Below are 21,868 nucleotides of genomic sequence, written 5' to 3' on the forward strand. Positions count from 1 at the left end.
CTGCTCGCGAAAGCGGAGTGTCAGTGAACGATGATGTCGACTGACCCACCGCCATCGCGAGCAAGCTCGCTCCCACAGTTGTTTGGGGTGAATTGTTAATTTTGCATACACACCGATCCCCTGTGGGAGCGAGCTTGCTCGCGAGGCGGTATGTCAGCCACATCATCGTTGACTGACCCGACGCCATCGCAAACAGGCTCGCTCCCACAAAATCCGCTTTCTTTACAGCCATCAAGGAGATCCAGTTTGTCCTCTCCCATCCCGGTCACGATCCTCAGCGGCTTCCTCGGTGCGGGCAAGACCACGTTGCTGCGTCACCTGCTCAAGGCCGAGCACGGCTTGAAAATCGCCGTGATCGAGAACGAATTCAGCGATGCCGGCATCGACACCCAGTTGCTGGGTGACGAGCCGGTGCAAGTCATGACGCTGGCCAACGGCTGTGTGTGCTGCACTATTCACACCGATCTGACCAAAGCCCTTTACCTGCTGCTCGAACGGCTGGACAACGGCGAGATCCACTTCGATCGCCTGGTGATCGAATGCACGGGCCTGGCCGATCCAGCGCCGGTGGCGCAGACTTTCTTCATCGACGAAGACCTGCGTGAACGCTATATCCTCGACGGCATCCTGACGTTGGTGGACGCTGCCCACGCTGACATCCACCTGACCCAGCCCATCGCCCAGGCTCAGGTCGGTTTTGCCGACCGCCTGTTGCTGAGCAAGACCGATCTGGTGGATTCAAGCCAGGTCGAGGCACTCGGTGAGCGCCTGACTCGAATCAACCGGCGGGCACCGATCCGGGTGGTCGAGCATGGCAAGATCGATCTGGCCGAGCTGCTCGACATTCGTGGATTCAATCTCAATGCGGACTTGGGCTCCGGGTTCAGCTTGCGACCGGTCGGCAAGGCCACCACGGGCGATCGTATCAGCAGCCTGGTGCTGCGCACTGACAAGCCGCTGGATATCGACAAGCTCAGCGAATTCATGAACCAACTGCTCGAAGAGCATGGCAAGCAACTGCTGCGCTACAAAGGTGTGTTGAACATCGAAGGCGAGCCCCGTCGATTGGTGTTCCAGGGCGTGCTCAAGTTGTACGGATTCGACTGGGACACCGAATGGGCGCCAGGCGAAGCCCGGGAAAGCGTGATCGTATTTATCGCCGACGAACTGCCCGAAGAAAAGATCCGCGCCGGCTTTGAAGCCGCGCTCCGCTGATCGCCAGCGCCTGCGGCATTCGTTTTCCAACGACAAAAAAAACCGGCCACTGGGGCCGGTTTTTTTTATTGCTGCTGCTGTTAAGCGCCGTACACCGGCAGCTTCTTGCAGATGGCCTTGACCTTCTCACGCACGGCGTCGATCACCGCTTCGTTGTTCAGGTCCGCCAGGATGTCGCAGATCCAGCCGGCCAGTTCCTTGCACTCGGCTTCCTTGAAGCCACGAGTGGTCACGGCCGGGGTGCCGAAACGCAGGCCCGAGGTGACGAACGGAGAGCGTGGGTCGTTTGGCACCGAGTTCTTGTTGACGGTGATGAACGCCTTGCCCAGCGCGGCGTCAGCGTCTTTGCCGGAGATTTCCTGCTTGATCAGCGACAGCAGGAACAGGTGGTTCTCGGTGCCGCCGGACACTACGTCGAAGCCGCGCTCGATGAACACGCCGGCCATGGCCTTGGCGTTCTTCACGACTTGCTGCTGGTACGCCTTGAACTCGGGTTGCAGGGCTTCCTTGAAGCAGATCGCCTTGGCGGCGATCACGTGTTCCAGCGGGCCGCCCTGGGCGCCTGGGAATACCGCCGAGTTCAGCTTCTTCTCGATGTCGGCATTGGCGCGCGCCAGGATCAGGCCACCACGTGGACCGCGCAGGGTCTTGTGGGTGGTAGTGGTGACGACGTCGGCGAACGGCACCGGGTTCGGGTACACGCCAGCGGCGACGAGGCCGGCAACGTGGGCCATGTCGACGAACAGGTAGGCACCGACCTTGTCGGCAATTTCACGGAAACGTGGGAAGTCGAGAACCTGGGAGTAGGCGGAGAAACCGGCCACGATCATTTTCGGCTTGTGCTCGAGGGCCAGGCGCTCGACTTCGTCGTAGTCGATCAGGCCGTTGCCGTCGATACCGTACTGGACGGCGTTGTACAGCTTGCCGGAGGAAGAAACACTGGCGCCGTGGGTCAGGTGACCGCCGTGGGCCAGGCTCATGCCCAGGATGGTGTCGCCGGCCGACAACAGCGCCAGGTACACGGCGGCGTTGGCTTGGGAGCCAGCATGTGGCTGGACGTTGGCGTAGTCGGCGCCGAACAGCTCCTTGGCGCGGTCAATGGCCAGTTGCTCGACCACGTCGACGTACTCGCAACCACCGTAGTAACGCTTGCCTGGGTAGCCTTCGGCGTACTTGTTGGTCAGTACCGAGCCTTGAGCTTCCATCACCGCGGGGCTGGTGTAGTTTTCCGAAGCGATCAGCTCAATGTGCTCTTCCTGGCGCTGAGCTTCTTGCTCCATGGCGGCAAAGAGATCGGCGTCGTACTTGGCAATAGTCAAATCACGGCTGAACATGGCGGTCCTCAAGGATCGGGGCAGAAAAGGGGGGCATTCTACCTCAAGCGGTTTTGGAAGGCATATGAAAGGACGTCATGTCTTGGACGAATGGGGTTCACGCGCAATTCTGCGTTGCCCTGGCTGGCCCTATCGCGAGCAAGCTCGCTCCCACAGGATTTATGTACACAGGTCCAAATGTGGGAGCGAGCTTGCTCGCGATGAGGCCAGCCCAGGCAGCAAAGATTTCAATCGATCATGAACAACGCATCATTGCTGAACTGCGCTTCAAACCGATTCGCCGGCATCGGCCGGCCGAACAGGTAGCCTTGGACTTCGTCGCAGCCGTGCTCGCGCAAGAAATCCAGTTGCTCGTGGGTCTCGACGCCCTCGGCGATCACGGCGAGGTTGAGGCTGTGGGCCATGGCGATGATTGCCCGGGCGATCTGCGCGTCCTGCTCGCCGGACGGCAGGCCGTCGACGAAGGTACGGTCGATCTTCAGCACGTCGATGGGGAATTGCTTGAGGTAGTTGAGCGACGAATAACCGGTGCCGAAGTCATCGACGGCGATGCTCAGGCCCAGGTTCTTCAACCCGGCAAGTATTTGCATCGCCTCGCTGACTTCGCGCATCAGGATACTTTCAGTCAGTTCCAGCTCCAGGCAGGCCGGCGGCAGGCCGGTGTTGCGCAGGATAGTGGCGATGCGTGTGCCCAACTGGCCGTCGGAGAACTGCCGGGCGGAAATGTTGACCGAGACCTTCGGTACCCGGACCTTGGCCTGGTGCCAGGTCCTGAGTTGCCGACAGGCTTCGGTAATGACCCAGTCGCCGACGTCCACCACCAGCCCGAGTTCCTCGAGTACCGGAATGAAGTCCCCCGGCGGTACCAGCCCGCGTCGCGGATGGCGCCAGCGCAACAGGGCCTCGGCACCGGTCAGGCGTTTGCCATCGCCGCTGAACTGCGGTTGGTAATACAGCACGAACTCGTTCTGCTCAAGGGCATGGCGCAGATCGCTTTCCAATTCCAGGCGCTCCAGGGCGCTGGCGTTCATGTCGGCCTGGTAGAACTGGAAATTGTTCTTGCCGCGTTCCTTGGCGTGGTACATGGCCGTGTCGGCGTTCTTCATCAACTGGCTCAGTTCGTTGCCGTCCTGGGGACTCAGGGCGATGCCGATACTGGCGGTGACGAAAAATTCCCGGCCTTCCAGAACGAATGGCCGGACCAGGCTGGCGAGGATCTGCTCGGCCACGGTGATGGCCCGGTTCAGCGCCATTTCGCGGCTGGCGCGCGGTTGCAGCAGCAGGGTGAACTCGTCGCCGCCCATGCGCGCCACGGTGTCGTCATCGGCCACGCAGCCGAGCAGGCGCGTGGCCATTTCCTTGAGCATGCGGTCGCCGGCGGCGTGGCCGAGGGAGTCGTTGATCGGCTTGAAGCGGTCCAGGTCGAGGAACATCAGCACAACCCAGGTCTTCTGCCGCTCCGCTGATTGCAGCGCGGTGTGCAAGCGATCCTGGAACAGCGTGCGGTTGGGCAGGTGGGTCAGGGCGTCGTAATAGGCCAGGCGATGAATGCGCTGCTCGCTGGCCTTGCGCTCGCTGATGTCGCTGAAGAAGCACACATAACTGGCCAGGTCGCCTTCGTCGTCCAGCACCGCCGTGATGCCGACCCAGGCCGGGTAATGTTCGCCATTGCGACGCTTGAGCCAGACTTCGCCTTCCCAGGTGCTGTGCTGTTGCAGTTGCTTGAGCACGTAGCGCAAATGGGCTTCCTGCTGGTCGTCCACGGTCAGCATGTTGGGCAACTGGTCCAGCACTTGCGAGACGGCATAACCGCTGACGCGGCTGAAAGCCTCGTTGGCCTGGACGATATAGCCGGCCGGGTCGGTGATCAGGATCGCCGAGGTCGAATGTTCGAATACAGTGGCGGCCATGCGCAGGTCTTTTTCCGCGCGACGCTGCTGGCTGATGTCGCGACCGACGCCGAGCACGCCTTCGAACGCACCGTGGTCGTCCCACACCAGCACCAGCCGCAGTTCGATGGGAATCTTGCGCCCGTCGGCACGCAGGCAGTCGAACAGGAACAGCTGGGTCTGCATCTGGGTGCGCAGTTCGGCCAGTTGGTCGGGCTTGTCGAGGGCCTTGCTGACGCGGTCCATCAGGCTGTAGATGCCCGTCAGTTGTTGCGGATTGGCGATGATCGACTGCCAGCGGTTCTGGAAGATCCAGTCGGCGGCATAGCCCAGCACCGCCTGGACCGACGGGCTGACGTAGTTGAGCGAGAGCTTGCTGTCGGTGGAAAAAATCACGTCGCTGATGCTTTCGGCGAGCATCCGGTAGCGTTGCTCGCTGTCGCGCAGGGATTCGCTGGCCTCGATCTGCTCGGTGATGTCCTTTGCCACACCGATGATGCGTGTCACCTGGTCGTAGCGGTCCCGGGCCAGGGCTTGCTCACGAACCTCGAAACGTCGCCACTTGCCGTTGCGATGGCGGAAGCGTAATTGGCATTGCAACAGTTGCGTATACCCGCCGCGTCGCTGTTGCTGGCGCAGAAAGTGGTACTGGTCGGCGTCGTCGCTGTGCAGCAGGATTTCCCAGAAATACTCGCCCATCTGGTGCAGCTCGGTGCGGTCGTAGCCGAGCGTCTGCCCCAGGTGATGGTTGCTGAAGATCATCCGCTGACTGATGACGTCCTGCACATAAAGGTGATCTGGAACGGTGCGTACCACATCGGACCAGAAACCTTCGCGTTCGAGCAGCGAGAGTTCGATCAGCTTGCGACTGGTGATGTCGTTGATGCTCAGGATGACGGCGTTGTAGTCGCGCTGGGTTTCCGGCAAGCGCAGTACCAGCCATAAATGCTGGTCTCGACCATGGGCGTCCTGCAGCTTGATTTCCAGTTCCAACTGTTTGTGCTCGTCGAGCAGAGCTTCGAGCAGTTTCGATCCGATGGGATTGTTGTCCTTCGGGCCGTTACCGACCAGCAGTTGCCAGGCTTGTTCGCAGGAGTCGACATTGAGCAGCTTCAAGGCCATCTGGTTGACTTCGGTGACGTGCACCTGCTGCTGCAACTGTTCGAGGTGCTGCGGGTCCTGCAGCCAGGCGCGCAATTGTTCGCCATCCTGCAGGCCGGTCCGGGCGAAGAATGCCTTCAGGCCGGACAGGTCAAGCACGCAGAGGGCCACGCCGGTGCCCTCGAAAATATCCTGGTAGCGACGGCGGCCTTCGTGCAACTGCCGCTGGCGTCGCCGCATGTTCAGCAGTGCGATCACCGGAAGCATCGACAGCGCCAGGCCCAGCAGGCATTTACCAATGAAGGCCGGGAGCAGCTGTTCAAGCACCTGGCGCCGATCGAACAGCCCGCGCAATTGCCAGTCGCTGCTGCTCAGGGGCACGGTCAGCACGGTGTCGCTCAGGTCTTGCGAGGTCAGTTGGGTCGGTGTGGTCGAGGGCAGGCTTTCGTCGCGGCTGATGATTTGCTGGTTGAGACGGTTCTCCACCAGCCACAGCGGTCGCAAGCCCGTGTCGGCCTGCTTGGTCAACGTCGAGAAGAAGCTCGGCGTCAGGCGCAGCGCCCAGTAACCGCGACTGCTGCCGCTGGCCTGGTGCAACAACAGGTGCACCACGGAGCCATCTTCGGCATTGCTGAAGTAGTGCGCCTGGGCATGGCTGCGTCGTACCAACTCTGCCAGGTAGTCGGCGTCCTGGCTGTCGGCGTCGCTGTCACTGAGTACCCTGCCCGATGGGCTCAGCAGCGCCAGGCTGCGCAATTGAGGCAGTGATTGCTGAAGCTTGTGCAGCAGGGACTGCTGTTCGTCGGCGGTTTGCGGTTGTTCGACGATCGGTAGCAGGTTAAGGGCGATTTGCGCGTTCAAAGCCATGTTCAGGCTGACTTGCGCGGCCAGGTCGGCGGTGAAGTCGATGGTGTATTGACGTTGTTGCTGCTGGGTTTCACGCAATTGATCAAGCAACTGCCAGAAGAGCAGGCCCAGCAATAACAAGACCAGCGAGGCCAGCGCGCCCTTCAATGTTCCGCGCAGGGGCAGGCCAGGCACAGCTGTCGGTGCGCGTGGGAACGGGGGCGGCGTGACATTGGACAAGCTGTAATCCTGCGGTTTGCTGGACTGGCGCGACGGGCACTATAAGCCGGACGCCCGAAGGGCGGCTAGCATGCCTTGACTTGTGGCAAAGTGCCAGCCCTTGGCGGCTGGACCTGGACCGACGGTTGAGGTAGCTTTGCCGGTCAAACAAGAGCGTTCCAGCTCCAGCTTCCCAGGCGCCATCCGCCCGCAGGCATTGATAGCATCAAGTGCCGGTGCCGCGCATGGCCTGGCTCGTTCTTTTCACCTGTCACTGACGCTAGGTTCACCATGGCTCAATACGTCTTCACCATGCATCGGCTGAGCAAAGTTGTTCCGCCGAAGCGGGAAATCCTGAAAAACATCTCCTTGTCTTTTTTCCCCGGCGCCAAGATCGGCGTACTGGGCCTCAACGGTTCGGGTAAATCCACTCTCCTGAAAATCATGGCCGGCGTCGATAACGAATTCGACGGCGAAGCCCGTCCGATGCCAGACCTGAACATCGGCTACCTGCCGCAAGAGCCTCAGCTGGATCCGACCAAGACCGTCCGCGAAGTGGTCGAGGAAGCGGTCAGCGTCATCAAGGACGCCCAGGCGCGCCTGGACGAGGTCTATGCCGCCTACGCCGACCCGGATGCCGACTTCGACAAACTGGCTGCCGAACAGGCCAAGCTCGAGGCGATCCTGCAGGCCAGCGACGGCCACAACCTGGACCGCCAGCTGGAAGTCGCCGCCGATGCGCTGCGCCTGCCGGCCTGGGACGCGAAGGTCGAACACCTCTCCGGTGGCGAGAAGCGCCGCGTAGCCCTGTGCCGCCTGCTGCTGTCGGCCCCGGACATGCTGCTGCTCGACGAACCGACCAACCACCTGGACGCCGATTCCGTCGCCTGGCTCGAACACTTCCTGCACGACTTCCCAGGCACTGTGGTAGCGATCACGCACGACCGTTACTTCCTGGACAATGTCGCCGGCTGGATCCTCGAACTCGACCGCGGCGCCGGCATTCCGTACGAGGGCAACTATTCGGGCTGGCTGGAAGCCAAGTCCGATCGTCTGGCCCAGGAATCCAAGCAGCAATCGGCCCATGAAAAAGCCATGAAGGAAGAACTGGAGTGGGTGCGCAAAGGCGCCAAGGCCCGCCAGTCCAAATCCAAGGCACGCCTGCAACGCTTCGAGGAAATGCAGTCCCAGGAATTCCAGAAGCGCAGCGAAACCAACGAGATCTACATCCCGGCCGGCCCACGCCTGGGCGACAAGGTCATCGAATTCAAGAACGTCAGCAAGGGTTATGGCGATCGCGTATTGATCGACAACCTGTCGTTCTCCATGCCAAAAGGCGCCATCGTCGGTGTGATCGGTGGTAACGGCGCGGGTAAATCCACGCTGTTCCGCATGCTGATGGGCAAGGAAACCCCGGATTCCGGCACCATCGAGATCGGTGAAACCGTGCAACTGGCCTGTGTCGACCAGAGCCGCGAGGACCTGGACGGCAGCAAGACCGTGTTCCAGCAGATCTCCGACGGTTCCGACCAGATCCGTATCGGCAACTATGAAATCCCGTCGCGCACTTACGTCGGTCGCTTCAACTTCAAGGGCGGCGATCAGCAGAAGTTCGTCAAGGACTTGTCCGGTGGTGAGCGCGGTCGCTTGCACCTGGCGTTGACCTTGAAGGAGGGCGGCAACGTCCTGCTGCTCGACGAACCGTCCAACGACCTCGACGTTGAAACCCTGCGTTCCCTGGAAGAAGCCCTGCTGGACTTCCCGGGCGCCGCCATTGTGATCTCCCACGATCGGTGGTTCCTCGACCGTGTGGCGACCCACATCCTGGCGTACGAAGACGACTCGCAAGCGGTGTTCTTCGAAGGCAACTACACCGAGTACGAAGCCGATCGCAAGAAGCGCCTCGGCGAAGCGGCCGCCCAGCCGCATCGTGTACGGCACAAGAAACTGGCCTGATAAGGTCGTTGCATGAAAAACGGAGCCTTCGGGCTCCGTTTTTTATGGGCGCAATATTGCCCTCACTACAGATCAGAAATGTGGGAGCGAGCTTTAAGCTGGTACAGCGAAATCGAGCGAGAGTATGTTGGGGATCGTCGGATCTATCTCATACAGCAGGGCATAACCGGCGCCCGTAATTCCCGTCAGCAGGCTCACGTCGGGAACCCGATCGCTGTCCAGAAGCGGCCCTTCGAAAAACTGCCGGGCGACTTCGCCCAAAGCCTGTTTGACCCTGTCGATACCCTCAGGATTGCCCGAGTGCCGATACAAGTCATACAGACAGATCAGATTGCCGAAATCACCATGACAAAGGTTATAGCCCTCGCCAAACCCATGGGCCCAGAGATTGCTCTCGCATCGTCGTATATCGTCGCGCACAGTCTGCCGGGTCGCATCGTCCAGGGCATCTCCCATCGATTCCATGAGCTGTCGCCTGGCGATGAGGATACCGCCATCACCGTGGCACCACTTGGACGTATGGTCCGCGGGCCCGAGGTTCCGCAGGTCCAGCCAGAAACCATCCCGACTCAAGCGGTTTTCACCCTCCAGCATCTGGATGGCCAAGGGCACCAGAGTCGAATCGCCGGTCACGTCATAGGCTTTGCACAATGCATGGATGACGCCCGAGAGGCCATGGGACAGGCCCGTCAAAATGACGGAGCGATCGCTGCGTCGTAGCAGTTGGCCGTCTTCAATCAGGATCTGATCCTTGATGTAGTCGATCATGCGTCGGATGGTCGGCAGCACATCCTTTTGTCCAGACAACGCGTAGATATTGGCCAGCAGCGTTACCGTTCCACAACAACCTCCCAAGAAGTCGAACTCATAATTTTCAGGAGGCATTTCAATCAGCTGGTCCAGCAGGCCGGCAATTCTTTCATCATGGCTGGCGTCGCCAGTGATCTGGCGACGATTGACGAGCAAATAGACGAAAGCCCCGAGCCCGTGATAGGCGCTGATCGTCAAATCGGTTTTGAAAAAGCCGAAGCGTTGTTCCAGTGAGTACAGGACTTGATCCATGCGCGACAGAAAGACTGGCTGACCACTCACTTTAAACAGGCTCAGGTAAAACAACCCAATCCCGGCGATACCGGAATAAAGCCCGTGATCCATGGGTGAAGGATATTTTCTGCGTGTCGTGGGATGGGTATGAAAATACAACCAGCTGACGTCTGTTGTTGTTCCCGCTACTGCGAGTTCCTCCAGGCGGGAACTGATGCTCGATATGGCGTCGAGTCGGTCCGCCTGGAGCGTCTTTACAAGGTCCCCAGGCACCTGCCCGACACGGGGTGGCGGATGTCCGATTGGCTCTGGAAACAAGCAGACTTCGAGCAGGGTGCGTTGTAAAGCCCAGTCCTTTCGGGACAGGTTCACTAACTTTTGAAGACAGCTTTTTATCGGTGGCTCCACGGCTGCCATCTCTATTGTTTCACCCTGTGCGCTCGTTAAATGATTGGCGCTCAGAGGCATGGTGAAACACGGAATGCTGGACCTCTGCAGGTCGGCTATTTCATAGCGGGGAATGCCCATCTTTCGATAGGGTTCTTTCAGGTCTTTCCACAGGGTTGCGAGCAGAAGTTCTCTGTCGAGCATGTTTTGTGTAAAGCGTGGATGACGGATCAGCCCGATAAAATCGGCATAGCGCTGAGAGTTTTTGAGCAATACGCGGGTGGTCAATCCACAGGCGGATTGTTCCAGCATCCGCATGATCTTGTATCGATGGACCATTAATTCCGCATAGGCATATTCAAAGCCTTGGAACAGTTCGGTTTTATAGGTTTCCAGTCCCTTGCGCTGACCCTGCAAAAGCGGCAGGTGTTTTTGTGTCAGCTGATGCTCGAATGACGTTTTACGCAAATGATAAAAGCCATCCTCGAAAACCAGCGAATGGCGGGTGGCGATGAATAGCTCTTGCCGACTCAGCCCGCTTTGGTCGTTATTGGGGTGTTGCGAGAAGGGTAGAAAGCCACTGGAACATACTGACTGCTGGACCGATTTAAAGCTGTTGGACAATGCACAGCCAGCGGGTAGATCGCTCAGCAGGTCGCTGGTGGAAACGGTGAATAAACACTCGAGGTCGATCATGACCGGACTGTTGCCGCACGCAATAATATTCTCGTAGTGAAAGTCGATGCCGTTCAGTGCATGAACGACAGCTATCTGCGCGCCCATTTTCTTGTAGAACAGTGCAACGTCCGCCGCGTTTTCGCAGGGCTCGTTGTCGATTTTTTCTACCCAGCTACGCCGCTCGCGGCTGAGGATCCTGGGTGCGCGGATGGAAAAACAATCCGCTTCTGTCCATTCATGCAGTTGGCCGAGAAGGCGGTTGAAAAAAAGCGCTTCTCGGCTTGCCCTCGGTTTGTAGATCAATGAAATCGCGCAGATTTTAACCTGGCAGACCGTTTCACCACGGCCGTGGGGGTCCCCCAGGCCGAGCTCAATAGCGTCGATTTGTCGAGACGCAATAGAAAATTCAGCTTCCAGCGACTCGATATCGGCAGCGAAGTCGAGAATGACCGCATAAAGATAGTTGAGTGTGTCTTCCAGCAGGTCAAACAACAACGTCGCCAGCACCGGGTAAACTTCGAAAAATTCCAGCAGCGGTAATGTGCGCAGCTGTTCATTGAACGTGTTCAAGTCAATGTCATCGCCGTGGGCGATTTGCGTGTTCAAATAATGGACCAGGCTTTGTTCTGACGTGCGGCCAACCCGGGCCAGGACATAGGGTTCCAGGCTTTTAAAAAAAGCGGGCCCGTTAATGTATGTTGACGCATGGGAGTAGCGTCCGTCCGCTTGGAATCTATTGATGAAATAAAGAAAAAAACGATAGCCAAACCAATAAAAATTGTCTTTGTCGATCGAGCTTGTGTTCGTTTCCACATTAATGCTGTCAAGTCGAGCAAGCTTTTTTTTCAGGGCGTTCAGGACGGTTTCACCGTCGATAGGCAGGGGCTCGTTGTCGATGGGGGAATTGATATGGGAAACCAGTTGTTCCCTGCCCACTCCAAAGTGATCCAGCAAGGCCTGATCATCAGTATGTAGACGGCTCAGGTTGCTTTCAAAAAGCGCGATGCAACCTTCGGAAGAGACTCCGTGCTTCCCTCGCTGATCAAACTTTAACGCATTGACAAGCATGCCGTAGCTCCTGACATGGATAGAGCAGGCGGTGCCTGCTCTATGTTGACGTTTGCTGCAAGTTTCGATGGTCAGTCAGGCGCTATCAGCACCCGAGTGTCGAACAGCCAATATTGGTGCAGGTTCCAAAAGTGTTGCATTCCAGCGTCGTTGACAGGATCTCGCTGGTGTTGGCGGGCGCTTGATAGGCATTGAATTCGAAATCGAAGTCACCGGACATGTTCAGGATTTTTTCACTCATAGGTAGTTCCTCATCAGGTTATACAATCTAATACAGTGACCAGCGGTCAATCGGGTACCGGAAAGCGCCCGAGCTGTAGGATGTAATAAAGTTATTTAGGGGATTAGGATGTATCACGTACCTGCGCTGCAGGCTATTACAGGGTTTAACAAAACACGGCGGTGCACTCTATGGTGCCGCACTTGATAATGGTCAGCGTCGCTGATTCGATACCGAGACTGTTCACCTGTTGATACGGCTTCAGGTCGCTGTCGAAGTCGCCAGGCATTGCCAATATTCGTTCGCTCATTATGTGTTTCCCTTTTTTTGCACTGGTTGAAGTGCGGGAAAACAGTAGCACGCTGTTGGTTTGACACAAACCTGTCGTTATAACTTTATGTTGCGGTTACATATTGATACAGGTGTAGATCAGTGTTATCTAGTTGAAGTTAGACGGATTTGGTGCGCGTTGCTTGATGAGGATTGGATGGCTTGCCAACTTCGCATCCAGGTTGAAACGCTGTCATGTAGCGTTCAGGTTGCAGATGTGTTTGAAGTGTTCTTGTCACTGCACCCGACAAGAGTCTGTCGACCAAGATCATTCAGGGTCGATAGCGATGACTTCAATGATGAGATTCCCGGCCGGTCGCTCCCAAGTCACCTCATCCCCAACCGTTGTCCCCAGCAACGCCCGTCCCAGCGGCGAGCCCCAGTTGATCAGCCCATTGGCCGCATCGGCCTGGTCTTCACCCACTAATTGCACCCGCTGCTCGTGGTCCTGTTCATCGACAAAGGTCACCCAGTGTCCGATTCGTACTTGATCGGATGAAGTCGGCGCAACGACCCGGGCGCTTTGCAGGCGCTGCGTGAAATAGCGCAGATCCCGTTCAAGGTCGGCGGTCCGCTGTTTGTCCGCCAGCTCCCCTCGGCTCGCCTGCTGGCCGTGCAGCGCCTGCAACTCGGCGACCTGGACCTGTAGCTGGGCCAGTCCAGTGGGCGTGACATAGTTGGGTTGCGAGCTGATCTGGCGTTCGACCGGCTGATCGGCCTGGGCGGCAGCGTTGTCTTCGTTGACGAAAGCGCGACTCATAGGATTCTCCTCCATTGGAGTTTGGGCCATGGTCGCAAGGTTTTGGTTTCGACGAATGCCTCTGAGCGACTCACTGCGAGTGATAAGCCCGGCCGGCGTCGCGATCCTTCTCCTGTTGCCAGGCCCGTTCGCGCTCGTCCCAATGGCGTTCGCGGTAGGCGTCACGCTCTTCACTCTCGCGCATGGCCTGGCATTGGCGAAAGCCGTCGCCCCAGCCTTCGGCGTAGCGGGGATCCCGGAGATAACGCGGCACGTCCTTCCTGAACTGGCCGGTGATCGCACCGGCGGCTTGTCGGCCGCTGCTGCAACCGTCGTCGAAACCATCGGCGAAGGCCGGCGGATAACCTCGGGCGATCAAATCTTCATGGGTGGTTTCACAGCCACCAAGCAACATCAACACACTCAGCACCACTGCCGCGCGCCTCATCTCTACCTTCTCACCGAATCTGACTCATACCCTAAGTCTAGAAGTGGATTCGTCAGAAAGGCGTGAAAGCGCGGTGATTAATCCGTGTGTTGCGCCTGCGGCTATCAGTAGTGGTACCACTTCACCTCGAGCATCACCTCGCTTTCCGGCGAGGCCAAGTGGCTGAACTCCCGCTGGGCGCTCAGGCGCAGGCCCAGGTTACGGGACAATTCCCACTGCTGGTTCAGACTCAGGCTACGGCGCACTTCGCCGTTGACGAAATAATCACCCTTGGCTTCCAGGCTCAGGTTGCCCAGCGGGTTTTTCCACAGCACCCCGCTGTTGAAACCGGCGGCCGGGGCGATGAATTCGGCGAAGTCATTGTTATGCTCGACCCGTACGGTGCCCAGGGCGAAGCCCAACACATCGTCCCCCAACGCCCAAGTGCCGCCGCCGCCACCATTGACGTGGCTGACGAGCGTTTCATCGTCGTGCTTGCCTGGCACGCGTTCCAAGCCACCGGTGACCTGCCAGGACAGCGGTTGCAGCAGCTCGTTGCGTGGGGTCAGGGAGCGAATGGTCGCCAGGTCCAGTTGCTGCACTTGCCAATCGTTGCCTTCGTACTGGCGCAGTTTCAATTGGAGGATTTCGATCTGCGCCCCCAGCGGGAAACTCTCAGCGTTGTCATTGAGGTCGTGATAGGCCATGCGCAAGCCATATTCGCCGAAGGCACGGTCGCCTCGCGTGCCCAGGCCGGCCTGCCAGGTACGCGATTGATGGCCGTCTTCGGGCAGGCCCGGTTGCGGGATGTCCAGTTCCGGCGCGGGGTTTTGGTTGATCGCTCGCAACAGTTCGAAACTGCGTTGGGCGCGCTGGGGATCACGTTCCTGGCCGTTGGCGCGGTAGCGCTCCAGGCGGTAGGCCGCGTCGATGATCAGCGCCTGGCGATCGCGCGGTAGCGCCTTGAACTCAGGTAATTGCAGCTGTTGCTGGTCGGCGCTGACTTTCAGCACCCACTGTTGTTCATCATCGCTGAGCGGTTCGGCGCGGCTGAGCAGCTCGCGTTCGCGGGACGGTCGATACTGGATGCTTTCCACCAGCCCGGCTTCTTTCACTGCCTTGACGGTGTCGGTGGGAATCGCCGTCAGCGGAAATTGTTCGGTCAGGCGCAGGCTGGGGCGAGCCACTTGCAGCAATTCGAGCAGGCGATAGGAGCAGTTTTCGTCAAAGAAAAAGTAGTCGAACTGGATCTGCTTGAGTTCCCACACATGCTCGACCATGCGTTCGGTTTCCGCCTGGCTCAGGTTGAGGCGGTATTCCCACAGGTCGCGGTTCTCGAGGCTACGGTATTCGGAGAGTTTTTCCTGGTACGGCACCAGGGCGAACAGGCCGGGATAACCGCCCATCAGGCCCTTCCAGGCGTAGAGAATGCTGTTGTCCGAACCTTCGATGTAGGCGCCGAAGTTGATCGCGTAGCTGAGCAGCGCGGTCTTGTCGCTTTGCACATCGGCCTGGTCGATGCGCAGCAAGGTATGGCCGAACATCGAGGAGGGGCTGTTCAGGTACGCGGCGGGGAAGATCATCACCGCGCTGTGGGGCGAAACGTCCTTGAACCACTGGGTGTAGTCGCTGCAATTGACCGCCGGCAGGTCCGTCAGGCCGAGCTGCGCCTTCAGCCAGCGGGTACGCGCCGGATATACGCATTGGGCGTGTTGCTGGCCGGCGCTGGCCGGGCCGTACAGGGCTTGCAGCGTGGCGGTCAGTTCGCGGTCGGGGTGTTCGTTGCCGTCGGGTGCGAGGAAGAATTTCTTGTCGCTGATGTAACTGCGCCAGCCACCGAGCTTGGCGGTTTCGTAGTGCCCGAGGGAAATCCAGAAGCGATCATTGGCCAGTTGCTGCAAACGTTGAGGGTCGACATGGGGCGCGGCGGACAGCGGGGCGCACACACAGAGCGCCAGCCAGGCAAGGCGTTTGAGCATAGTCGGCTACTTGGAAAGTCGAAAAAATAAAGACCGAGAGGGCCCCAAAAAGAAAACCCGCTCCCCGAAAGGAGCGAGTGGTGCCGAGCTTAAGCTTGAGTCGCGTACTTGGCCAGGCGAGGGTCGTTTTTCAGCACGGCCAGGGTGTTGGTATGCACGTCTTCGGCAGTCACGTCAGCCTTGCTGAAGATCTGCTGGAAGTGCTCGTGGGTCACAGCCGAGAAGTGGGCACGGTCTTCCGGCGCCACACCCAGTACCACGGCGTAGGTGGTCAGCGCTTCGCCCTGACCCTTGGCCATGTCTTCGGACAGCTCGTTCATCATGCCATTCATGGCCAGCCAGGACTTGCCACCGTAGGTCAGCGCTGCGTTGGTCGAGCAGCCGTTGGTGCCGGAGGTCATGCCGAAGGTGGCGTTGCCGGAAGTGCCGTTGGTGGTGGATGCGAGGAAGTGAGCCGGGGTGCCACGCTGACCTTCGAACAGCATGTTGCCCCAACCGCAATCCGGGCCGCCCGGCGCCTGAGCCATGGCGTTGATGGATACAGCGGTGAAGAGAGTACCGAGAAGAATCCGTTTCATAGCTATGTTCTCTTTATGTGCATACCAATGGACAGGGTCTGGCCCCAACAGCAGCCAGTGGGCCGGTTATTGTTCCAGCCGCGCAGTTTGGAGTTTAGGCACGATCCGAGGGTTCCGTGGCATTTTGCAAAAACATTACTGCAAATCCATTGCTTGCGGGGCTCTGCCCAGGGTTTTTCCCTCGACTATGCTTTGGCCTCAGGCGCTCCTTGCCAGTCAGGTACGGGCAGCGCCAGAATGCCGCTATCTGCCCCGCCTGATGTAAGGAAGCCCGATGCCTGATCCTGTTGCTGCCAGCTTGCGTCTAGCGCCCGAAGCGCTGACCCGTCCGTTTTCCGCTGAACAGTTCAGCTTCTCTACCACCAATGATCTGGAGCCCTTCCGCGGTGTGCTTGGCCAGGAACGTGCGGTCGAAGCATTGCAGTTCGGTGTGGCGATGCCACGCCCCGGTTACAACGTATTTGTCATGGGTGAGCCCGGCACCGGCCGGTTCTCGTTCGTCAAACGCTACCTCAAGGCCGAAGGCAAGCGCATGCAGACCCCGTCGGACTGGGTCTATGTCAACAACTTCGATGAACCCCGCGAGCCGCGCGCGCTGGAGCTGCCGTCGGGCACCGCCGGCACCTTCATTGGCGATATCAATGGCCTGATCGACAACCTGCTGGCGACGTTTCCGGCGGTGTTCGAACATCCGTCCTATCAACAGAAAAAGAGCGCCATCGATCGCGCCTTCAACCAGCGCTACGACCGCGCCCTCGATGTGATCGAGCGCCTGGCGCTGGAAAAGGACGTCGCGCTGTACCGTGACAGCAGCAACATAGCCTTCACCCCGATGAGCGAGGGCAAGGCCCTGGACGAGGCGGAATTCGCCCAGTTGCCAGAAGCCGAGCGCGAGCGATTCCATGAGGATATTTCCGGCCTGGAGGAGCGCCTGAACGAAGAGCTCGCCAGCCTGCCGCAGTGGAAGCGCGAGTCCAACAACCAGTTGCGTCACCTCAACGAAGAAACCATCACCCTGGCCTTGCAACCGTTGCTGGCGCCGTTGTCGGAGAAATACGCCGAGAACGCCGCCGTGTGCGGTTATCTGCAAGCCATGCAGGTCTATCTGCTCAAGACCGTGGTCGAGCAGTTGGTGGATGACAGCAAGACCGACGCTGTCGCCCGCAAGCTGCTGGAAGAGCAATACGCGCCGAGCCTGGTCGTCGGCCACCCGGCGAGCGGCGGTGCGCCGGTGGTGTTCGAACCGCACCCGACCTACGACAACCTGTTCGGGCGCATCGAGTACAGCACCGACCAAGGCGCGCTCTACACCACGTATCGGCAATTGCGCCCAGGCGCCTTGCACCGCGCCAACGGCGGGTTCCTGATTCTTGAAGCGGAGAAAATGCTCGGCGAGCCGTTCGTGTGGGATGCGCTCAAGCGTGCCCTGCAGTCGCGCAAGCTGAAAATGGAATCGCCGCTGGGTGAGCTGGGTCGCCTGGCGACCGTCACCCTGACACCGCAGCACATCCCGCTGCAGGTCAAGGTCGTGATCATCGGCGCGCGCCAGCTCTATTACGCCTTGCAGGACCTGGATTCGGATTTCCAGGAGATGTTTCGCGTGCTGGTGGACTTCGACGAAGACATCCCGATGGGCGACGAGAGCCTGGAGCAGTTTGCCCAGTTGCTCAAGACCCGAACCTCGGAAGAGGGCATGGCACCGCTGACCGCCGACGCGGTGGCACGCCTGGCCACCTATAGCGCGCGCCTGGCCGAACACCAGGGGCGCCTGTCGGCGCGTATCGGTGATCTGTTCCAACTGGTGAGCGAGGCGGATTTCATTCGCCAACTGGCGGGTGACGAGATGACCGACGCCGGCCACATCGAGCGAGCCCTAAAGGCCAAGGCGACTCGGACCGGGCGCGTTTCGGCGCGCATCCTCGATGACATGCTGGCGGGGATCATCTTGATCGATACCGATGGCGCGGCCGTGGGCAAGTGCAACGGTTTGACGGTGCTGGAAGTCGGCGACTCGGCGTTTGGCGTGCCGGCGCGGATTTCCGCCACGGTGTACCCGGGCGGCAGCGGTATCGTCGATATCGAACGCGAGGTCAACCTCGGGCAGCCGATCCACTCCAAGGGTGTGATGATCCTGACCGGCTACCTGGGCAGCCGGTATGCCCAGGAATTCCCGTTGGCGATTTCGGCCAGTATCGCCCTTGAGCAGTCCTACGGTTATGTGGACGGCGATAGCGCGTCCCTCGGGGAGGCTTGCACGCTGATCTCGGCTTTGTCTAAGACGCCGTTGAAGCAATGCTTCGCCATCACCGGCTCGATCAACCAGTTCGGCGAAGTGCAGGCGGTGGGTGGAGTCAACGAGAAGATCGAAGGCTTCTTCCGCCTCTGCGAAGCCCGCGGGCTCACGGGCGAGCAAGGGGCGATCATTCCCCAGGCCAACGTCGCGACCCTGATGCTTGACGAGAAGGTGCTGGCGGCCGTGCGCGCGGGACAGTTCCATGTCTACGCCGTGCGCCAGGCCGATGAAGCCCTGAGCCTGCTGGTGGGCGAGCCTGCCGGCGAGCCGGACGAGAACGGCGAGTTCCCGGAGGGCAGTGTCAACGCTCGCGTCGTGGAACGGCTGCGGGTCATCGCGGAAATGATCAGCGACGAAGATATCAAGGAAGCGGAAAAGGAAATGGCACAGCAGGCGCTAACGGAGGCCAAGCCGGCGTAAGGCTTTTCTGACCGACGCAAGCCCGGTGGGAGCGAGCTTGCTCGCGATAGCGGAGTATCAGTCACTGTTTCCTTGACTGTCACGCCGCTATCGCGAGCAAGCTCGCTCCCACAGTGTTTTTTGGATGATCTCCTCAATGGCGTCACCAGTTTGGCGTCAATATTCACACTATGACCGCCCGGCGCATTCTGGTCTCGAAATCCTTCGATGCCGGAACTTTTCTCCTATCCTCAGTTCAAGGATAACGAGAGCCATCATTGGATCGAAACAGCCCCTCCCGGGCTGAATACCGGATCTACCGAGGGGCGCCGCCATGTCGCGCAACCTTTGCCTTACTCGTCAATGCCTCGGGCTTGTAACCCGCATCGAATGCGCTGTCCGCCCCCTTGCCGGGGATACCGGCATGTGGACCGTGCTCTTCGCCGCCGGAATGGCCGGTGAGCAACCCTCCGCCATCAAGGCCCAAGGGCCCTTTCCCGGACCGACAGCCGCTGAAACCATCCTCGATACCATCGTTCAGAGCCTGACGACCCATGGCTATGAGCTGGCCGATGATCCGCAGATCTGGTCCCTGCACATGCAGGCACAACTTCGGGAAATCAACGGAGGCCGTTGTCGCAACGTCGGCGGTTTCGAATATCGTCCGCTTCAGTGACGCATGCCTGGGCAGTAATGAATTGACACAAGCGCCGGATCCCAAGTGAGGGGCGGCGTTTGTGGGGCGGATCGTGGCTGATATACTCGCCACGATTTTTCAGCCCTGGTATGAGATTCAATGGAACGCTTTATCGAAAATGCAATGTATGCCTCCCGTTGGCTGCTGGCGCCGATCTACTTTGGGCTGTCCCTCGGCCTGCTGGCCCTGGCGCTGAAGTTCTTCCAGGAAGTCTTTCACGTCATTCCCAACGTCTTTTCCATGGCCGAGTCGGACCTGATCCTCGTGCTGTTGTCGCTCATCGACATGGCGCTGGTGGGCGGCCTGCTGGTGATGGTGATGATTTCCGGCTATGAGAACTTCGTCTCGCAACTGGACATTGGCGACGACAAGGAAAAGCTCAACTGGCTGGGCACGATGGATTCGTCGTCGCTGAAGATGAAAGTCGCGGCATCGATCGTTGCCATTTCCTCGATCCACTTGTTGCGTATCTTCATGGACGCCAAGAACGTCGATCCCGAACACCTGATGTGGTACGTGATCATCCACATGACCTTTGTGGTCTCGGCCTTCGCCATGGGTTACCTGGACAAACTGACCAAGCACTGAGACATCCTCGGTGTCGAAGCAACGCCCGCCTGTGGAGAAACAGGCGGGCGTTGTCGTTTGGAGGAGAGGGCGCGTGAGCGGTTCGTCCGCGCCATGGCATCTGTGCTAGTCTGCTCGCCCTTTTGGTTCCGGGCGCTCCGGGAGGCGCTGTGTCATTCACGGCAATTCTCGAGCCGTCCGCACAGCGGAGCAGCATCATGTCCGAAGTTAACCTGTCCACCGACGAAACCCGCGTCAGCTACGGCATTGGCCGTCAGTTGGGCGACCAACTGCGCGACAACCCGCCACCGGGCGTGAGCCTGGACGCGATCCTGGCTGGCCTGACCGACGCGTTCGCCGGCAAGCCGAGCCGTGTGGGCCAGGACGAGATGTCCGCCAGTTTCAAAGTCATTCGTGAAATCATGCAGGCCGAAGCCGCCGCGAAGGCTGAAGCCGCTGCGGGCGAAGGTCGTGCGTTCCTGGCCGAAAACGCCAAGCGCGAAGGCATCACCACCTTGGCCTCGGGCCTGCAATTCGAAGTGCTGACCCAGGGTGAAGGCGCCAAGCCGACCCGTGAAGATCAAGTACGCACGCATTATCACGGCACCCTGATCGACGGCACTGTGTTCGACAGCTCCTACGATCGTGGCCAGCCAGCCGAATTCCCGGTAGGCGGCGTGATCCCAGGCTGGACCGAAGCGCTGCAATTGATGAACGCCGGCAGCAAATGGCGCCTGTACGTGCCGAGCGAGCTGGCCTACGGCGCTCAAGGCGTTGGCAGTATCCCGCCGCACAGCGTGCTGGTGTTTGACGTCGAGCTGTTGGACGTCCTGTAAGACCTGCCCGGTTTTACTGCTGAACATAAAAACTGTGGGAGCGAGCTTGCTCGCGATGGCGGTCTGTCAGTCAATATCGATGTTGAATGACACACTGCTTCGTCGGATCGCCGCCCGGAGCAGGCTCGCTCCCACAGGTCTTTTGTGCTCATCCGTGGAACCTGCCACTGAAACCCCCCGTCGGGCGCAACGCCCGGGCGTAGCAGAACAGGAACAGGTTTCGCACCAACTCCTTGAGCACCAGCGGTTCGCTGGAGTTGAGGCTGTTGAGGTCCAGGTCTCCTTGGTCCTGCAGCTCATTCAAGGCTTCTTCTTCAAGTACCGCACAGACTTCCCCGGTTTCCCGATGCAGGATCCTCAGGTAGGGATGTGGGCGGTCCAGCCAGGCATCGATCAAATAAGTCATGGTTCTCATCTCCTTGATGGGTCTGATGAGAATAATTCTTATTCGCTAAATAGCAAGTCTCTATTGGCGCGGCGATTGTTTTTCTGACGGTGGGTCGTGATAGCTCGAATTGGCGCGGATTGGCCGAGCTTGCGCAAGATGGGGGTGAAGCGGGAAGGGTGAGGAGCCATCCCACGCTGGGCGCGGGATGGGAATACAGCAAGATCAGACTTTTCTGACGAACTCGGATTTCAGCTTCATCGGGCCAATGCCATCGATCTTGCAGTCGATGTCGTGGTCGCCATCGCACAGACGGATGTTCTTCACCTTGGTGCCGACCTTGACCACCAGCGAGGTGCCCTTGACCTTGAGGTCCTTGATCACGGTGATGGTGTCGCCGTCCTGCAGGACGTTGCCGACCGAATCTTTCTTCACGGTGTCGTCGGAAGGCGCTTCAGCTTCGCCGCTGGCAGACCATTCGTGGGCGCACTCCGGGCAGACCAGCTGGGTGCCGTCTTCGTAGGTGTATTCGGAATTGCATTTAGGGCAGGGAGGCAACGTGCTCACTAGGGTTCCTTGAGTATCAGGATGGCAAAAGGGCGCACATTGTATAGGGTTTTGTCGCAAGGAGGGGGATGCGGGGCTTTTGTGGCGAGGGAGCTTGCTCCCGCTGGGCTGCGG

At 59.3% G+C, this 21,868-nt stretch carries 17 protein-coding genes; 6 read left to right on the forward strand and 11 right to left on the reverse strand.

Translation table 11 applies throughout. The annotated features are described in order from the left end of the window. Positions 1–246 precede the first annotated feature (246 nt). Positions 247–1,215, forward strand: a complete 969-nt coding sequence (yjiA, locus tag FHK92_RS22140) for a GTPase (RefSeq protein ID WP_181289998.1) — start codon at positions 247–249, stop codon at positions 1,213–1,215. 80 nt (positions 1,216–1,295) lie between these two features. Here the strand turns inward: yjiA and glyA are convergent, their stop codons facing one another. Together glyA and FHK92_RS22150 are read right to left on the reverse strand one after the other, a co-directional pair. Continuing rightward, positions 1,296–2,549: a serine hydroxymethyltransferase gene (gene glyA, locus FHK92_RS22145; RefSeq protein WP_030140299.1), complete on the reverse strand. Its 1,254-nt coding sequence runs from the start codon at positions 2,547–2,549 to the stop codon at positions 1,296–1,298. A 227-nt stretch (positions 2,550–2,776) separates the two neighbouring features. Next, complete coding sequence (locus FHK92_RS22150) at positions 2,777–6,625, reverse strand: sensor domain-containing protein (protein WP_181289999.1); 3,849 nt, start codon at positions 6,623–6,625, stop codon at positions 2,777–2,779. A 270-nt stretch (positions 6,626–6,895) separates the two neighbouring features. On the opposite strand from FHK92_RS22150, the gene ettA reads away from it, so the two are divergent. Then, positions 6,896–8,560, forward strand: a complete 1,665-nt coding sequence (gene ettA, locus FHK92_RS22155) for an energy-dependent translational throttle protein EttA (RefSeq protein ID WP_181290000.1) — start codon at positions 6,896–6,898, stop codon at positions 8,558–8,560. 93 nt (positions 8,561–8,653) lie between these two features. On the opposite strand, the gene lanM is transcribed toward ettA, so the two are convergent. The 7 genes from lanM to FHK92_RS22190 all read right to left on the reverse strand — a co-directional run bounded on the left by lanM (position 8,654) and on the right by FHK92_RS22190 (position 16,010). After that, positions 8,654–11,737 (reverse strand): type 2 lanthipeptide synthetase LanM, encoded by a 3,084-nt coding sequence (gene lanM, locus FHK92_RS22160; RefSeq protein WP_181290001.1) that lies wholly within the window; start codon positions 11,735–11,737, stop codon positions 8,654–8,656. Between the two features lie 85 nt (positions 11,738–11,822). After that, positions 11,823–11,978 carry a hypothetical protein gene (locus FHK92_RS22165; RefSeq protein ID WP_181290002.1) on the reverse strand — a complete coding sequence of 52 codons (156 nt, stop codon included), beginning with the start codon at positions 11,976–11,978 and terminating at the stop codon, positions 11,823–11,825. Positions 11,979–12,123: 145 nt separating this feature from the next. Further along, the gene (locus FHK92_RS22170; RefSeq protein WP_181290003.1) at positions 12,124–12,267 is read right to left on the reverse strand and encodes a hypothetical protein; all 144 of its coding nucleotides are present in this window, start codon (positions 12,265–12,267) and stop codon (positions 12,124–12,126) included. A gap of 288 nt (positions 12,268–12,555) precedes the next feature. Then, entirely contained in the window at positions 12,556–13,047 is a 492-nt protein-coding gene (locus FHK92_RS22175; protein ID WP_181290004.1) for a GreA/GreB family elongation factor, read from the reverse strand. A gap of 70 nt (positions 13,048–13,117) precedes the next feature. Next, positions 13,118–13,474, reverse strand: coding sequence for a hypothetical protein (locus tag FHK92_RS22180; protein WP_181290005.1), 357 nt, complete (start codon positions 13,472–13,474; stop codon positions 13,118–13,120). Positions 13,475–13,578: 104 nt separating this feature from the next. Further along, on the reverse strand, positions 13,579–15,432 hold the full coding sequence (locus FHK92_RS22185) for an Lnb N-terminal periplasmic domain-containing protein (protein ID WP_181290006.1): 1,854 nt from the start codon (positions 15,430–15,432) through the stop codon (positions 13,579–13,581). 89 nt (positions 15,433–15,521) lie between these two features. Beyond that, positions 15,522–16,010, reverse strand: a complete 489-nt coding sequence (locus FHK92_RS22190) for a DUF3015 domain-containing protein (protein WP_030140293.1) — start codon at positions 16,008–16,010, stop codon at positions 15,522–15,524. Positions 16,011–16,284: 274 nt separating this feature from the next. Here FHK92_RS22190 and FHK92_RS22195 point away from each other — a divergent pair, with 274 nt between their 5' ends. The 4 genes from FHK92_RS22195 to FHK92_RS22210 all read left to right on the forward strand — a co-directional run bounded on the left by FHK92_RS22195 (position 16,285) and on the right by FHK92_RS22210 (position 20,802). Next, the gene (locus FHK92_RS22195) at positions 16,285–18,723 is read left to right on the forward strand and encodes a Lon protease family protein (protein ID WP_181290007.1); all 2,439 of its coding nucleotides are present in this window, start codon (positions 16,285–16,287) and stop codon (positions 18,721–18,723) included. Positions 18,724–19,036: 313 nt separating this feature from the next. Continuing rightward, positions 19,037–19,378, forward strand: a complete 342-nt coding sequence (locus FHK92_RS22200) for a PA4575 family protein (protein WP_030140291.1) — start codon at positions 19,037–19,039, stop codon at positions 19,376–19,378. A gap of 120 nt (positions 19,379–19,498) precedes the next feature. Then, positions 19,499–19,987 (forward strand): TIGR00645 family protein, encoded by a 489-nt coding sequence (locus FHK92_RS22205; protein ID WP_003205748.1) that lies wholly within the window; start codon positions 19,499–19,501, stop codon positions 19,985–19,987. Between the two features lie 197 nt (positions 19,988–20,184). Next, complete coding sequence (locus tag FHK92_RS22210; RefSeq protein WP_003205746.1) at positions 20,185–20,802, forward strand: FKBP-type peptidyl-prolyl cis-trans isomerase; 618 nt, start codon at positions 20,185–20,187, stop codon at positions 20,800–20,802. Positions 20,803–20,950: 148 nt separating this feature from the next. Here FHK92_RS22210 and FHK92_RS22215 read toward each other — a convergent pair whose 3' ends face one another. Beyond that, on the reverse strand, positions 20,951–21,208 hold the full coding sequence (locus FHK92_RS22215; RefSeq protein ID WP_181290008.1) for a PA4570 family protein: 258 nt from the start codon (positions 21,206–21,208) through the stop codon (positions 20,951–20,953). A gap of 204 nt (positions 21,209–21,412) precedes the next feature. After that, positions 21,413–21,754, reverse strand: coding sequence for a zinc ribbon domain-containing protein YjdM (locus FHK92_RS22220; RefSeq protein ID WP_030140290.1), 342 nt, complete (start codon positions 21,752–21,754; stop codon positions 21,413–21,415). Positions 21,755–21,868: the final 114 nt, after the last annotated feature.

It is taken from the genome of Pseudomonas brassicacearum subsp. neoaurantiaca (genome assembly GCF_013608025.1).
GTDB lineage: Bacteria > Pseudomonadota > Gammaproteobacteria > Pseudomonadales > Pseudomonadaceae > Aquipseudomonas.